General features: G+C 70.9%; 13 protein-coding genes. 8 read left to right on the top strand and 5 right to left on the bottom strand.

Going from position 1 to position 14,102, the window contains the following annotated elements:
- Positions 1-11: 11 nt before the first annotated feature.
- The 5 genes from dnaB to STBA_RS34950 are packed head-to-tail and all read left to right on the top strand — an operon-like array spanning position 12 to position 4,699.
- The gene (gene dnaB, locus STBA_RS34970; protein ID WP_077063831.1) at positions 12-1,385 is read left to right on the top strand and encodes a replicative DNA helicase; all 1,374 of its coding nucleotides are present in this window, start codon (positions 12-14) and stop codon (positions 1,383-1,385) included.
- Positions 1,385-1,654, top strand: a complete 270-nt coding sequence (locus STBA_RS34965) for a hypothetical protein (RefSeq protein WP_077063830.1) — start codon at positions 1,385-1,387, stop codon at positions 1,652-1,654. The genes dnaB and STBA_RS34965 overlap by 1 nt, the downstream gene beginning before the upstream one ends.
- Positions 1,654-3,741 (top strand): hypothetical protein, encoded by a 2,088-nt coding sequence (locus STBA_RS34960; RefSeq protein ID WP_077063829.1) that lies wholly within the window; start codon positions 1,654-1,656, stop codon positions 3,739-3,741. The genes STBA_RS34965 and STBA_RS34960 overlap by 1 nt, the downstream gene beginning before the upstream one ends.
- Entirely contained in the window at positions 3,738-3,998 is a 261-nt protein-coding gene (locus tag STBA_RS34955; RefSeq protein WP_107485301.1) for a hypothetical protein, read from the top strand. The genes STBA_RS34960 and STBA_RS34955 overlap by 4 nt, the downstream gene beginning before the upstream one ends.
- Complete coding sequence (locus STBA_RS34950; RefSeq protein ID WP_077063828.1) at positions 3,995-4,699, top strand: hypothetical protein; 705 nt, start codon at positions 3,995-3,997, stop codon at positions 4,697-4,699. The genes STBA_RS34955 and STBA_RS34950 overlap by 4 nt, the downstream gene beginning before the upstream one ends.
- 412 nt (positions 4,700-5,111) lie before the next feature.
- Here STBA_RS34950 and STBA_RS38185 read toward each other — a convergent pair whose 3' ends face one another.
- Positions 5,112-5,273 (bottom strand): hypothetical protein, encoded by a 162-nt coding sequence (locus STBA_RS38185; RefSeq protein ID WP_171987925.1) that lies wholly within the window; start codon positions 5,271-5,273, stop codon positions 5,112-5,114.
- 1,644 nt (positions 5,274-6,917) lie between these two features.
- Between STBA_RS38185 and STBA_RS34945 the strand changes: the two genes are divergently transcribed.
- Both STBA_RS34945 and STBA_RS34940 read left to right on the top strand, forming a co-directional pair.
- A complete protein-coding gene (locus STBA_RS34945; protein ID WP_077063827.1) occupies positions 6,918-8,399 on the top strand; it encodes a replication-relaxation family protein in 1,482 nt (493 codons plus the stop codon).
- Positions 8,400-8,634: 235 nt separating this feature from the next.
- Positions 8,635-9,264, top strand: coding sequence for a 2'-5' RNA ligase family protein (locus tag STBA_RS34940; protein ID WP_077063826.1), 630 nt, complete (start codon positions 8,635-8,637; stop codon positions 9,262-9,264).
- On the opposite strand, the gene STBA_RS34935 is transcribed toward STBA_RS34940, so the two are convergent.
- From STBA_RS34935 to STBA_RS34920, 4 genes are all read right to left on the bottom strand, one after another.
- On the bottom strand, positions 9,265-10,083 hold the full coding sequence (locus STBA_RS34935; protein ID WP_143659652.1) for a hypothetical protein: 819 nt from the start codon (positions 10,081-10,083) through the stop codon (positions 9,265-9,267).
- 169 nt (positions 10,084-10,252) lie between these two features.
- Positions 10,253-10,768: a hypothetical protein gene (locus STBA_RS34930; RefSeq protein WP_143659651.1), complete on the bottom strand. Its 516-nt coding sequence runs from the start codon at positions 10,766-10,768 to the stop codon at positions 10,253-10,255.
- Positions 10,769-10,962: 194 nt separating this feature from the next.
- Entirely contained in the window at positions 10,963-11,982 is a 1,020-nt protein-coding gene (locus STBA_RS34925; protein WP_077063823.1) for a hypothetical protein, read from the bottom strand.
- A 108-nt stretch (positions 11,983-12,090) separates the two neighbouring features.
- Positions 12,091-12,720 (bottom strand): hypothetical protein, encoded by a 630-nt coding sequence (locus tag STBA_RS34920; protein ID WP_077063822.1) that lies wholly within the window; start codon positions 12,718-12,720, stop codon positions 12,091-12,093.
- Positions 12,721-12,824: 104 nt separating this feature from the next.
- Here STBA_RS34920 and STBA_RS34915 point away from each other — a divergent pair, with 104 nt between their 5' ends.
- Positions 12,825-13,028 (top strand): hypothetical protein, encoded by a 204-nt coding sequence (locus STBA_RS34915; RefSeq protein WP_077063873.1) that lies wholly within the window; start codon positions 12,825-12,827, stop codon positions 13,026-13,028.
- Positions 13,029-14,102: the final 1,074 nt, after the last annotated feature.

The following is a 14,102-nucleotide window of genomic DNA, read 5'->3' as shown; positions in this document are numbered from 1 at the left end:
GCAGGAGACCGATGAACACCACCACCGTACCCACCGAGTACGACAGCCCGGAACGCGCCGCGTTCGAACGGGTTCCCCCGCAGGACCTCGATGCCGAGCAGTCGGTGCTGGGCGGCATGCTGCTGTCGAAGGACGCCATCACCGACGTTGTTGAGGTCCTGGACGCCAGCCACTTCTACAAGCCCGCGCACGAGACCATCTACACCGCGATCCTTGCCCTGTTCAACGAGGGAGAGCCCGCCGACCCGATCACCGTCGCCCAGGCGCTGACCAAGGAGAGCGCGCTCGCCAAGGTCGGCGGCGCCGGATACCTGCACCAGCTGGTCAACGTCGTCCCCACGGCGGCCAACGCTGCGTACTACGCCGAGATCGTGTACGACCAGGCCATGCTTCGCCGCCTGGTCCAGGCCGGCACCCGGATCACCCAGCTCGGATACGCCGGCGTAGGCGACATCGAGGCGATCCAGGACGCGGCCGCCGCCGAGATCAACGCGGCAGTCCTGCAGCGCGCCGACACCGACACCATCCCGATCGGGGCCGACTCCGACGACCTGGTCGACGACATCGAGGCCCTCCAGCGCGGGGAACGGGAGACCGGGATCCCGACCGGCTTCCTCGACTTCGACCGGCTGACCGGCGGCCTGCTGCCCGGCCAGATGGTCATCGTCGCTGGCCGGCCCGGGCTCGGGAAATCGACGCTCGCCCTCGACATCACCCGGCACGCGGCCATCACCGCCGGCCGGACCGTCGCGTTCTTCAGCCTGGAGATGTCCCGCCGCGAGCTCCAGCTGCGCTGCCTGTCCGCGCAGGCCAAGGTGGCGCTGCACCACATCAAGGCCAAGGACGGCATGACCGCCGACGACTGGGAACGCCTGGCGAAGGCGATGGCCTCCTTCCAGGAGGCTCCGCTGCTTCTGGACGACGCCAGCGTGGCCACGGTGACGGGCATCAAGGCCAAGTGCCGCCGGATTCAGCAACGGCAGGGCCTGGACCTGGTCGTCATCGACTATCTCCAGCTCCTGCAGTCGGGGCGGTCCCGGCCGGAGTCGCGGCAGGTTGAGGTCTCCGAGATGAGCCGGTCCATCAAGCTCATGGCCAAGGACCTCGGGGTGCCGGTGGTGGTGCTTGCCCAGCTCAACCGCGGGCCCGAGCAGCGCTCCGACAAGAAGCCGATGCTCTCCGACCTCCGTGAAAGCGGCTCGCTGGAGCAGGATGCCGACATCGTGATCCTGGTCCACCGCGAGGACGCCTACGAGAAGGAACACCCGCGCGCGGGCGAGACCGACCTGATCGTGGCCAAGCACCGAGGCGGGCCCACCGGCACGACCACGGTCGCCGCGCAGCTGCACTACTGCCGGTTCGTCAACATGGAAGGCGGCTTCTGATGGCGATCAACTTCCGCAAGCCCATCACAGCGGGCGGTAAGACGATTCACTCGGTGCACGCGAATGCAGGGTTGGCCTACCCCGAGCAGCGGCGAGACGTGGCCGGATGGGGCGCGATGATCGAAATTCCTGCGGTCGTCCTGCTTCTCGAGTCGATCACCACCGGCGAGATCACCCCGCTCCAGGCCCGGGAGGCGCTCGCCCCGATCCTGGCCGAACTCGCCGTCTACGAGCAGGAAATGGACCAGCACTCGGGGGAGGACTACTGATGGACAGCAAGGCGTACAACGCCACGCTCACCGAGCTGCGCGCCGTCCGGGACGCACTGAAGCCGGTGCAACGGCAGATGGAGAAGCTGGCCGCAGAACGGGACCGTCTGGTCCGGCAGGCCGCCGGTTACGACAAGGCGACGGCGGACCGGCTCGCCCCGGCCGCCGGGCTGTCCATCGCCGATGTCGTCGGTCTGGCCCCGGATCTCGCGCCGGACGCTGCGGCGGCACCGGAGGTGCCGGTCGACGTCCCCGAGCAGCGGCCCGTCCCGGTCCCGGACGTCGAACCCGAAGGCGCGGTTGCGCAGCTGCGCCCCGCCGCCGACGGCCAGGAGCTCCCCGCCGCCGCGGCCGCGCCGCCGTCGACGCCCGCCGCCGCGCCTTCCCCCGAGGGCGCGCAGAAGGTGCTCCCGTCGATCCCGGCCGGTGAGGACGGCGACCGATGGATCGCTGCCACGCCGAACCTCACCTCGACCCGGCCGAATTTCGTCCAGCAGCCGCGGCAGATGGCGTTCCTCGACGCGAGTACTGGCGTTCTGGTCCACCGGGACACCACGGTGCGCCTCGAGCTCGGCAGCGGGTCGGTGGGGGAGATCCTGACCGCTGTCTACGCCACGATCCCCGCCAGCGTGGAGCGGATCTACATCACTGCCGGTGACCCATGGCACCGGGATGCCGAGAGGTACGCGTACCTGCGGGACGCGGTCGCGGCGTGGCTGAACGCCCCGCTGCCGGAGGGCTGGAAGACCGAGTCGACGCGAGGGAAGGACCGGATGGCCGGCCACCTGGTTCACGAGCGCCGTCCGGTGGGGCGGTGGCAGCGCGGTGACCAGCACACCGAGATCCGCTCCGTCGCCGAGTGGGTCGACCCCGAAGGCGCCGACCCGGCCACGGTGCGGGACGCGTTCGTGCTGCTGTGGAAGGAGCTGCACCGTGGCTGGCCCGACGTCGTGCTGATGGGCTCCCCCTCGCAGACCGGCCGCGACCTGTGGTCCCGCACGATCCCGACGAAGCCCGGCTCGAAGTGGACTGAGGGCTATCCGGTGATGTCGGAGGAGATCCGCGGCCTGTTGCACGCGACGGCCGGGCAGGGCCGCACCGAGCTCCTGGTCCCGCCGCGCGTGCCGGAGAAACTGCCGCAGCTGACCGAGCTCGACAGGACGTTCGCCTACGCCAAGCACACCTGGGCCTCGGGTGTCGGTGTTCCTCGCCGTGTCACCGCCGCGGTGTTCGCCGCCATGAGCGAGAAGGAGCAGACGAACGCGCTGTTCGCGCCCTCCCACTGGCAGGTGCGGGTCACGGTCCCCGAAGGCTGGAACCACGTCGGGCTGCTTCCGGCGCCAGGCGAGCGGGCCTGGCACTACCCCGCCGAGCCCGGCCGCACCTTCACCACCTGGGCGGGCGGCGCGGAGATCAACCTCGCCCTGCGCAACCACCTGATGCCGTGGCGGGTGGAGATCCTGGACGGGCTGCTGTGGGAGTCCGGCACCCCGCTGCGCGAGTGGTCCACCCGCCTGAAGGACGCCTGGGCCGCGCTGCGCGCGCTCGCCGAACTCCACGGTGATGAGCAGCAGCGCACTGCCGCCCGCCTCGCCTCACGCGCCGTCAGGTCGATCCTGCTGTTCGGGATCGGCGGGTTCGCCCAGCGGCCCCGCACCACCACCGGCACCGTGCCAGTGGGGCGTGAGGACCAGGTCCCGGCCGGCGCGCAGATCATCGGCGCCGACGGCGAGCACATCACCTGGCAGCGGCAGGCCGGGTTCGCCCGCGACCCCTACGCCCATCCCGAATGGGCCGCCGGCGTGTGGTCGGGCGCCAGGGCGGCGCTGCTGTCCATGCGGATGCGCGAGGACGACGTCCACGTCGGCGCCCTCCACCTCCCGCCCGGCTCGGTCGTGGCGTTCCGCACCGACGCCATCTACACCACCGCCAACCCGGCCTGGCCCTACCACGGGCAGCCCGGCGACTACCTCCTCAAGGGCCACCTGCCCGGCCCGCTCACGCCGCCCACTACGGAGGAGGAGTTCTTCGTCCTGCAGTCCCTCGGGCGCGCCCACCTCGCCGACGAGCAGGCGGGCGGCCGGTGAGCAGCGAGGTGACGTGGGGCGGCCGCTGGGAATGCGACGGATGCGCGGCCGCCGGGACGGAAGAGCTGTGGGACGACGAGGACAGCCCGGGTGCCGGCCATGACTGCGGCGAGGATGGCGACGTCAGCTGGTACGGCGAGTGGTACTGCCACGACTGCGGAACGTCCGGAGACGCGTACTGGGCCGACGGCAGCGAGACCTGGTCGAACCACGACTGCGACCAGGACGAAGATGAGCTCGAGGAGGCCGCGGCGTGAGCCCGCAGGGACAGCCCGGTGAGGCGGCGCGCCTCACCCAGCAGCTGCTGGACGCCGGCTACAGCAGGAAGCAGGTCGGCGAGATCCTCGGGCGCAACAGCTCGCTCGTCTCGCAGTTCTTCACCAAGGGCAAGGGCGCCTCCCTCGTCCCCGCCCTCGACGCCGCGGTGCGCGCCGTGCAGGGCGGCATCCGGGATGTCGATGACCTTCGCGGGATCGCCGCCAGCCACACCACCCGCCGCCGCACCAAGGGCGGCAAGACGGCCCGCGTCCGGGTGAAGGAGCAGATCGAGACCCCCGGGAACTCGCGGCTGGCCCGCGCCGGACGCCAGCACATCGCCTCCGGCGCCTCCCGGCTGCGCCCGGTCATCGACAACACCGCCGCCGTCGACGGGAAGATCGCGTTCACCGTCCGCGCCCGAAAGCGCGACTACGTGCACTCCGCCGGCCGGATGGCCGACTCACCCGGCCTGAAGCGCAACGTCGTCCAGCGCCGGGACGGCACGGAAGAGCGCGCCTACGGCGGCGCGCCCGCCCCCGGCTGGGAAGCGGGCCTGGACGCGCGCGAGTGGCAGCAGCGCGTCCAGGCCGCGGGCGGCGACGTCACGGCCGCGGTGCGCGGCTGGCTGGTGGAGACCGGCCGCATCCATCCCGATGCCAACATCACCAACCTGGAGATCCGCGGCTGGAAGCCCAACTGATCAGCCGCCACCGGAGCCGTTGCCACCCGGAACAGGGGGGTGGCAACGGCTCCGTGCCAACGAGTTGCCACCCCTGCCAACGACGGTTGCCACCCGTTGGCACGGGTGCCAACGACGGGAACGGCCGGACGGACGCTGGCACCTGCGGCCCGGCAACGGGTGATCCCAGTCACGGACATTCCGGGAGGACACAGGATGGTCAACCCACAAATCGGGTGCGGACAAGAGGCTTGACCAAAGTGGTCAAGCCCTGGTCCAGGGGGTGCTGGTCAGCATCGGGGCCGCCGGGCCGAACGTGGGGCTCCGCAGCGGCGAAACAGCCGACCCGGCTTCCCCCGGCTGCGTGGGTCTTCACCGGCGACCCCGCCGGCGTGAGGCCGCCTCTCCTCCGTGGCGGATGTAGCCCGTGTGGTTACTGGCTCCGGCCGAGGTCGAGGAGGACGCGGACGGCTGTCGAGGCGGCGCCATGCAGGATGCCGCGGGTGATCTCCTGCCCGGCAACGGCCGGGCGGGAGCTGATGGGCGGCCGCTGGGTGTTGGGGCGGCGAGGGTGGTGTCGGCGGCGTGTGGGCATGGTGCTCCTTTGCGGGGCGTGGTTGCTGATGCCCGGTGTCGGCCGGGCATGTGAAAGGCCCCCGAGGGCGGGGGCCTTTCCTGGTGTCGGGGGTGATAGCGGGGGACGGTCCGGCATGAATGTTCGTAGGTGGCCTGTTTCTGCCTGCGCGGGAATCGTGCGCGGGCAATGTGCTTGGGGAATTACCAGTGGTGAAGGGCCTGCCGGGTGGCTGTGGCACCCGTCGTGTCACCTGGCAAGGATTGGCGAGGAATCACCGGTGCCGGTAAGGAGTGCATGGCCGGTGAGGGGTGTACCGGCGGGTTGGGCCTTCGTTCCCTGCACGGTGCCTTCGTGACTGCGGTCCGCGGCTGAGCCGATGGCTGAACAGGTCGCTGAGGTGCGCACGGGGCGCGCGTGAGGCAGCAGGCTTCCAACTCCCTGCGTGCTTGCCCGATTTGCCGCACATGAGGCATGGGGTCGAATCCGGTGCCCGCTTGCGCGGGTAAGGTGGTGGGCCACACCCCGATGGAGCTTCGTGGAGGTCTCGGGAGTCCACGAACGTTGGATTCCAGAAGGGTGGTCCCGCATGGCTGAGAAGCCGGAGGGACGCCGCTGCGACACAGTGGACCGGTGGTTCAACCGGGTGCGCTGGGTCGGCCCGTTCTACGCGATCTATCGGATCGCGCGGGAGTTCCTGGGCTGACATGCCAGAGCCCCCGGCCTGAACCGGCCGGGGGCTCTGGTCCGCAGCGGCGCGGGCCTCACCTGTAGCTTGCTGGCAGAGGGTGGGGCCCTTTCTCGTGTCCGGCGTCTTCTTCCGCGGATTTGGAATCGTGCGGCGTGGCTACACTCTCACATTTGCGTTTACGGCAAAAAGGGGCAAGTCGGCCGCAACAGGCCGCCACACTATCACATCCGTAGTGTGAAGTGCGTCACACATTAGTGGTTGACTTGTGCAGCGGCCGGTTCCGCACTAGCGTCCACGCCTTTCGCCCGCAGTGCCCGCCTTCTGTTGCCCGTTCGTTCTCAGGGCTGGTCCTTGACTGCTGCTGCACGCCGCCGACCGCATCCGCACCTGGCGCATCTGATCGGCGCAGCCCCGGAACTCCGGCACCTCCGCGTGCGCTGCCCGGCGCCTCCTGGCGTGGCCGTCCTAGTCCACGCCCTGGCGCCGGGTGCGGGGCCGTCAGCTAGCTCTGGGACACCTTGTGCAAGACCACCTCGTGCCCACCGAGGGGCGCTGCCCCGATCCCCGCGGGAACCCCGCGGCCGACTTCGCTTCCGGCTGCGGCCGGCCGACGGCGGGCCGTTGCCGACTCTCCGCCCGCGGTACTGCTCGCGACGCCCGCCTGGGGGAAGAGCGAGCTCTCGGCAGAATCGGGGGCGGCAGCCGTCCCGCCCACGCGAGTCGAGCCGGTGGTCAACCTTTCGGGAACCCGGCGTCGTCCATACACGTATCCATAGCACCCTCAATATTGTTTCCAATACCGCCATACCTCTCTGCCAACTAAGTGTTTCCCCTGGTCACTCGGCCGGACAAGGGGTCAGCAAAACCCCGACACCCCTATTAGGTGGGGTTGCCCGGGGGAGGAAGTGAGGGAGGCGGCGAGCACCGGGCCGGCGGCCGGGGACGACGGACAGCGACAACGGAGGTGACGGCCGGTGGGATCCAAGCTCTACCCCGGAGGTTCGACATCGCGCCTGCGCGGTGACGTGCTGGCGGCGCTGGGCGTGTGGAAGGTGGCGACGGCCGACCAGCTCTGGCGGCTGACGCGGCCGGGCTGGCGGGACGCCACGGGCCTGCGGAACGCGCTGCGAGACCTGCACAAGCACGGCCTGGTCGTCTCCGACGGCTGGACCCAGGGCCCGCGCCGGAAGCCGCCCAAACGCGGCCAGAAGGCCATCCCGAAGGCCACGGCGGCCAAGAAGGGGCCGGGCAACCGCGAGCCCAGGTCGAAGAAGTTGTGGCGGCTCACCCCGGCCGGGCTGGACGCCGCGGCGCAGGTGCTTCCCGAAGACCGGGACATGGGCAGCACCGGCCGCGGCGCGGGCCGGCATGGTGCGGAGCACCCGATGGCCGTGAACGAGGCGATCCTGGCGTTCATCCAGCCCCGCCCGCAGCCCGAGGACGACGACGACGTCCTCGACGACGGCCAGGAGCACGACGACGTCGACCAGGAGCCGCTGGCCGGCATCCCTCAGCAGGAGGAGCGGCCGCCGGGGATCGGCACAGTCGCGAGCTGGACGACGGAGGTGGTCCTGCCCATCACCGGCTCGGTGTCCTCCCCCTCCAAGGGCAGCCCGCGCGCCGACGCCGTCCTCGTCGCCCCCGAGACGGACCCGCCACTGCCGCTGCTGTGCCTGGAGGTGGACAACGGCAACGAGACCCCGGAGCGGATCGCCGCGAAGTTCGAGCGCTACCGCCGGTTCTTCCGCCGCAAGACCAAAGACTACGGCGGCGAGTTCGGAGAGAAGCAGATCCCGTACTGGCGCACCCTCTACGCCGACGACGACCGCGAGGGCCACCCCCCGGTGGCGATCGTGTTCACCGGCGGCGGCGAGCGCTCCCTGAACAACCGCATGAACAAGGTCCACGACCTCACCCGCGACCACTGGGCCGCCCGCTGGCAGTCCTACAACGGCTGGCGCTCCGAGGCACGCGAGGAAGACGGCTGGCGCGAGTACGCCGACACGATCCCGATCATCGTCACCACCCTCGCGCGGCTGAAGCAGCACGGGCCCTACGGCCCGATCTGGTGGCGCTACGGACACCAGCCCGGCGAGACACTCGCGGCCGCGCTGACCAACCACAACACCCACGACGACTACCTGGAACGGCACGTAGCACTCCGCAAGCAGCGCGAAGCGGAAGAAGCCGAGCGTCGCCGGCAATACGAGGAAGAACGCCAGCAGCGCGAGGACGAAGAAGCCGCCCAGCAGGCCGCCGCAGCGGAGGAAGAAGCCCGCCGTCAGCAGTGCCAGCGCTGCGGCCAGCCCCGCCACGACGACCTCTGGGGCCAGGACCCGACCCTGCAGTACCACCCACCCCCCGACAGCGCCCACTGCGCCGCCTGCCGCCGCGAACTCGCCGGCCCCCGGACCCGCCTGGGCCGGATGGCCCGGCGCGTTCGCGGCGACACCTGATCCGGACCCGCATTCGGTCTAGCCTGACCCCCACCACGTCCATCATCACAGGGCAGAAAGGCACTACTCATGGCTGAGACCGCCGCCGTCCGGTGGGTGCCGTGAGACCGGGGTCCGCGCGACGCTCGATTCCGGGCGGGCGAGGGCGAGCCAGACCCGGCCGGGGTTGCCCGGGGCTGTTTGGGGCGAGACTCGGTAGCGTGGGCGCGGATTCGCCGACCGGAGGGGTGATTGCATGGAGGATTTCTTCGCGCGGGTCGAAAGCCGTAGCCATGCCTGGCCACCCCTTCGGAAAGATCTTCACTGGCTGGTGATCCCCCCTCGGCCGCTCGCCCGTGAGCGCCTGTACGAGCCGTACCGCACGCTGGCCGAGCAGCCCGGCCTGTGCCCGGTGAAGCCGGAGTGGATGCACATCACCGTGTTGCACGCCGGACCGCAGGACAGCGCGAGCGCGGCCGAAGTCGACCAGCTCGCCGCTGAGGTGGCCAGGCGGGCCGCCGACCTTGCCTCGTTCGAGCTCACGCTGTCACGCCCGGACATCGGCACCGTGGCGATCGAAAGCAAGGGCTACCCCGGCCGGTCGCACCGGCAGTTGTGGGAGCTGACCTGGCAGGCGCAGCGCGCGGTGGTCGGCGACCGGTGGCCGCTCATCCCCGCGAGCTCGTACCCCCACCTCTCGCACGCCTATGCCGGCGTGGAGGGGCACCTGGCCAACCGTGGCGCCCTGAAGATGTTGCTGTCCGACTTGCCCGGCGAGCCGGTCACGGTGCAGGTCACGACGCTGTCGCTGGTCGCTGAGTGGCACGACCGCCGCGAGATCCGGTGGGACGTGCTGGCTGAGGTGCCCTTGGGCGGGCGCGGATGATCAGCGCTTGCGCTTCGGCTTCCGCTTGGGCTGGACCCGCTTGCCCACGGTGCGCACCGAGAGCTTCGTCTTCGTCTGAGTGGCGGCGGCAGCCAGCAAGATGGTGAGCAGCTTGTCCTTGAGCTCCCCGCGCTGCTCGGGAGTGGTCGCATCCGCCGGCGTCTCCAGCAGGTGCTCCTTGAGAACGGAGAGCATGTCCCACTCCCACGGGCCGCGCTGCCGCGGGCCGGGAATGAGCCGGGCGTAGTCCTCGTCGTACAGGTCAGCCAGCAGGGCGAGCGCATCCCTATCGCTGACCTGGTTGACCTGTTCGCGCTCCGGGGCCCCGATGGCGGCGCTCTCCGCGCGGCGCACCTGCTCCAGCAGGCGGAGCCGGATCGCCTGCGGCATGGCCATGCGTCCGCCGGCACCGCAGGCCAGCCACGCGGCCGCAGCGGAGGCGACGACGAAGTCGACGGGACCGTCGTCCTCGCCGCCGGAGAGGTCCATCGGCTCCGCGCCGGCCGGGAAGGCGGCCAGCTTCGCCAGGGCGGCCTCGCGGTACTGCCCGGGGGCGTACCGCGCGACAAGCTCTCGCGCACCCTCCACGACGACCTCGTTGGGCAGCGGGGGGCCGGCCTTCTCGACGACGCTGAAGAAGTCGTTGACGATCCGCAGGACTTCCTGGGTGGGGAACCGGTAACGCGGCATCGGGTACGGTACTCGGCCAGGGTCGTCATCCCAGGTACCGATCCGCTCCACCAGGGCGGCGAAGGTATCGGGTGCCCCATCGATCAGCGCGATGACGCCCCGCAGCGCCATACCGCTCATGCGGCCCATCCGCTCCACCATCGGTCGCGGAAGCCCACCCATCAGGTCGTTCACAACGCGCCCCCTCCAATGCGGTGTTGACCGACGCTATCAGCGGGCCAGCACCCCAACGAAGCCGTCCGGCCGGACGGCTTCGTTGGGGTGCTGCGCCGTGTCCGGCGCGTCGGCCGGACCGGGATTAGTACTCCTCGCTGAAGTGCTCTGCCAACTGGGCGAGTTGGCGGCGGCGGCGCTCGCCGTCGATCACGTCCTGCAGGGTGGTGGGCAGGCGGGCCCAGGCGGTCGCCTCGGTTCCGGCGGCGCGCACCGCCGCAGTGGCGGCGGCGCGGACCCGCTCCCAGCGGTAGCGATCGTCGGGGTGGGTGCTGGCTCCGGTGGCGAGCAGTTGCTCGCGCACGGTGCGGGACGGTTCGTCGGCCGGGGATGCCTCCAGCACGGTGTAGGCGCTGCGCTCCAGGGTGTCGAGCAAGCCGTCGGTGCCCAACAGCGTCGTGTCCCAGACGATGTCCAGGTCTCCGTCGAGAAGGCCGCGGCGGGCCAGCTGGTGGTGGATCCCGGCACCGATCAGCAGGACGACGGGCTCTCGCGCGGGCGGGACCTCCTCGCCCGGCGTCTCGCGGTTCCCGATGTCGGCCAGCAGGTTGCCGGCGGTCAGGGACATCTCCCACAAGGTCTGGGCCCGGCGTGTTGTCATGATGGTGACCGTACCGGGCCGCCCTCTGCGCCGCCTGCCGCCGCGAACTCGCTGGCCCCCGGACCCGCCTGGGCCGGATGGTCCGGCGCGTTCGCGGCGACACCTGATCCGGACTGCACCGGTACATGGCGGTGCCCCGGCCCTCACCGGAGAGCCGGGGCACCAGGAAGTCGGCGGGCCTGTGCCCGCCGCGATCAGCCGTCCTCAGCCGCGCCCGCGGCGATGCGGGCCAGGGCGAGCCAGAGCCGGTCGGCGGTGCCGGGCGGCCAGGGCACGAGCAGCTCGCCGGTGTCGGGGCGCAGTTCGCCGCGCCACTGGGCCAGGCAGTCGCGAACCTGCCCGCTCCAGCTCCCGCCTCCCGGCCCGTTCCACGTCACCGGCCTGCGCACCCGCTCCACAGGCTCCAGGGGGTGCCCGAGGGCCGCCAGGCGCGCTGTGACGGTCTCCAGCCCTCCGTCCGTCCACAGCACCGCCCGGCGCCCGGAGAACGCCGCGTCCAGCGCCGCGACGCCCTCGTCGGCCGGGAGGGCGCCCTCGGGCACGCCCGCAGCCCTCGGGCCAGCCAGGCGGACCAGGACGTCGGCCAGGCGTTGCCCAGCCTCGTCGACGACATGGACCCGGGCGGCCAGCGGCGGCCGCCGACGGCCGCCCGGGGTGAGCGGCGCCTCGTGCACGGTCACCCACACGATCGCCAGCCCTCCGGCGTCCAGCAGCTGGCGCGCCCACACAGCGAGTTCGCCGCGGCGCTCGCGCAGCTGCGCCTGGCGCTCCCGGACGCGGGCGATCTTGCCGCACATCAGGCACAGGTGCCGGCCGTCGTCCCGCTCGTGCAGCGGCTGCTGGCACCGCGCCCCGCACTCGCCGCACTCCCGCACCGCGCTGCTGCGCCGTTCCGCGGCCGCCAGCTGCCCGCCGGTCGCGCCGGTGGGCACCGACTCGCTGACCGCGAACAGCGGCAGCCAGTCCTTCTTCCCCCGCCAGTCCGACGTCTTGAGGTAGCCGCGCACCGGCCCGCCCGGCTCTCGGGGCAGATCCGCCTTCGCCAGCTGCGAGCGGCACGCGAGGCTGAACGGCACGTCCGACCACCTGAAGTAGTCCGTCGGCTCCTGCTCGCTGGCGTTCCCGCCCGCCGCGGCGACCGGTTCGCCGGCGCCGCGCACATCTTCCCGCTCGTCCTGGCCGGGCTGAATGCCGGTCAGCTCTCCCACAGTCATTGCATCCCCTCGACACTCCGTCATGACCCAATGACGGTAGCGAGGAATTCCCCCTCACCGCAACAACCCAAATGCCCTCTGACCAGGTCCTTCTTAGCTTGCAATCCGTTATTTGACGGTAGGGACGACGTCCATGAGACCGCGCTTAATTCCGGCCCGCCAGATCTCGCCGGCGGTGGTCACCTGAGCGGCCAGCCGCTGGTACTCATCGAGCGCCTGGTCCTCGCCCCGGCTGCGGAAGGCCCGGGTGGGCAGGGCGTCGGGGTGGCGGTCGCGCCAGTCCCGCAGCTGCGCGATCGGCTCAGCGCTGGTGTGCCAGCACGCAGACCACACCGTGGTGACCAGCCCGGCCGGCAGCCTCAGCGGCACCTTCTCCGGCCAGCCACCATCCCGCGAGCCCGGCCAGCGGCCGGGAAGCAGCGCCTCGGCCGGCAACGGCGGCCAGTCCACATCCCAGCCACGCGAGGCGAGTTCGGCCCGCACCCCGAGTGCCACCAGGACATCCAGCGTGTCTACCAGCTCGCCGCGGTCGCGCAGCCGCGCCCGGTGCTCCAGCCACTCAGCCCGTCGGCCCGCCGCCTCCCGCCCCCGCAGCCCTTCGGTGCTCCATCGCTCCTCACCTCGCATCTCCCGGGCACGCCGCCGTTCGTCGGCGAACACCGGCTTGAGCTCCTGGAGCTGCTCCTTGGTGCCGTGGGCCACGCGGGCGGTGACGGGGATGGTGCCTGCCTCGGTCATGGGCCACATCATGCCGCCAGGCTCGCAAGCCGCTGCGCTGCTGGTCAGCTCGGGATTGACAACTCAGCCCACCGGGGGGCCCGGCGGTGGGCATGATGGTGGACATGGACGCGATCCGGTGGACGGAAGTGACCCTGCACGGCGGCCCGTTGGACGGCATGACCGCGATGGTGGACGCGGATGATCCGGAGCCGGGCGTGGGCATCATCGCCGAAGGGTGCGCGTTCCCGGGCGGCCGGTCCTGGTACGAGCCGGACGCCACCGGCCGGTGGGCACACCGTGGTGACATCCCCTGGGAGGCGATGTAGCCAGCGCCTCGGCTGGCGGTCTGCGTGGGCCTGTGCGGCCGTGTGACGGCCTTTCTCCGGGGGCCTGGGCCTGTCCCGCCGCCGGGCGCCGTCGTGGGCTGTGAGCCGGGGGTTTTTGGCTTGCAAGCCGTCTCTCTGCCCGTGCCCGGGCCGCGTCCACGCCGTCTCGGGCTCGCTCGTGCCCGCCGCCGACGTCGGCGCGGTGGCCGGCAGCTGGCGGTGCGCGCCCGGTCCGGCTCGCGTCGACGTCGTCCTCGGTCCGGTGCCGGGCCCGGCAGGGCCGGCCCTCCTGGGCTTCGTCGGCGGCCGCCAGCCCAGGCCCGGCCCGCCCGGAGACAGGCCCGGCGAATTTCCCCCGCGTATTCCGCCAGCAAATAGCATCTCTGAAATGACGTCAGACAAGCATTCCTGACGCACGGTCGATGGCACCACCACACACCCCCATCAGAACCATTTCTGCGACGCCTCGACACCAACCCAAAAACAGAAATGATAAACCGCCTCGGCGGCACCCTACTAAAGTGTCCAACACCCCTCGAAGGATTGCCGGAACGGGAATCCACCCCAACCCAGAAAAAGCCCAGGCGAACCCGCTACGGCGCCACAGAAAAACCAGCCAGCACACCCTAAGAAACCCCACCCGGAAATCAGCCCGAGCCAACCCAGAACACGGGCCGAAGGCCCGCACCCTCACCCCACCCCGAACACCCCAGCACGACAAACCCCCAGCTCAGGCAGTACACTGAAACCCGGTAACCTACATGGCACGGAGAACTGATGCACCACCACACCAGGGCCCCGAAAGGGCCAAACCCACCACCACCCGCACTCACACAAAGCACGCGCCAACGGCGCGGCCCTATACCACAACCAATTCCCCGAAGGGGAATACCCGCTCCCCGAAGGGGAGCTAACAACCCACAACCCAAGAATTCCCGAAGGGAATTCAAAACACGCCAACCAAGCGCCCCGAAGGGGCGCTGCATAACCCACCGAGAATTCCCCGAAGGGGAATTCAAGTTGGCGCGGAATTCCGTAAGGAATTCCAATAGCGGCGCCAGCCGCTCCGCCCCC

The sequence above is a fragment of the Streptomyces sp. MP131-18 genome (genome assembly GCF_001984575.1).
GTDB classification, from domain to species: domain Bacteria; phylum Actinomycetota; class Actinomycetes; order Streptomycetales; family Streptomycetaceae; genus Streptomyces; species Streptomyces johnsoniae.
Note: the sequence above shows the minus strand (reverse complement) of the source record. Positions and strands in the feature narration are given on the sequence as shown.

Coding starts and splice junctions, on each gene's coding strand:
- dnaB (WP_077063831.1), top strand. CDS start 12: ATGAACACCACCACCGTACCCACCGAGTACGACAGCCCGGAACGCGCC.
- STBA_RS34965 (WP_077063830.1), top strand. CDS start 1,385: ATGGCGATCAACTTCCGCAAGCCCATCACAGCGGGCGGTAAGACGATT.
- STBA_RS34960 (WP_077063829.1), top strand. CDS start 1,654: ATGGACAGCAAGGCGTACAACGCCACGCTCACCGAGCTGCGCGCCGTC.
- STBA_RS38185 (WP_171987925.1), bottom strand. CDS start 5,273: ATGCCCACACGCCGCCGACACCACCCTCGCCGCCCCAACACCCAGCGG.
- STBA_RS34940 (WP_077063826.1), top strand. CDS start 8,635: ATGGAGGATTTCTTCGCGCGGGTCGAAAGCCGTAGCCATGCCTGGCCA.
- STBA_RS34935 (WP_143659652.1), bottom strand. CDS start 10,083: ATGGGCCGCATGAGCGGTATGGCGCTGCGGGGCGTCATCGCGCTGATC.
- STBA_RS34930 (WP_143659651.1), bottom strand. CDS start 10,768: ATGACAACACGCCGGGCCCAGACCTTGTGGGAGATGTCCCTGACCGCC.
- STBA_RS34925 (WP_077063823.1), bottom strand. CDS start 11,982: ATGACTGTGGGAGAGCTGACCGGCATTCAGCCCGGCCAGGACGAGCGG.
- STBA_RS34920 (WP_077063822.1), bottom strand. CDS start 12,720: ATGACCGAGGCAGGCACCATCCCCGTCACCGCCCGCGTGGCCCACGGC.
- STBA_RS34915 (WP_077063873.1), top strand. CDS start 12,825: ATGGACGCGATCCGGTGGACGGAAGTGACCCTGCACGGCGGCCCGTTG.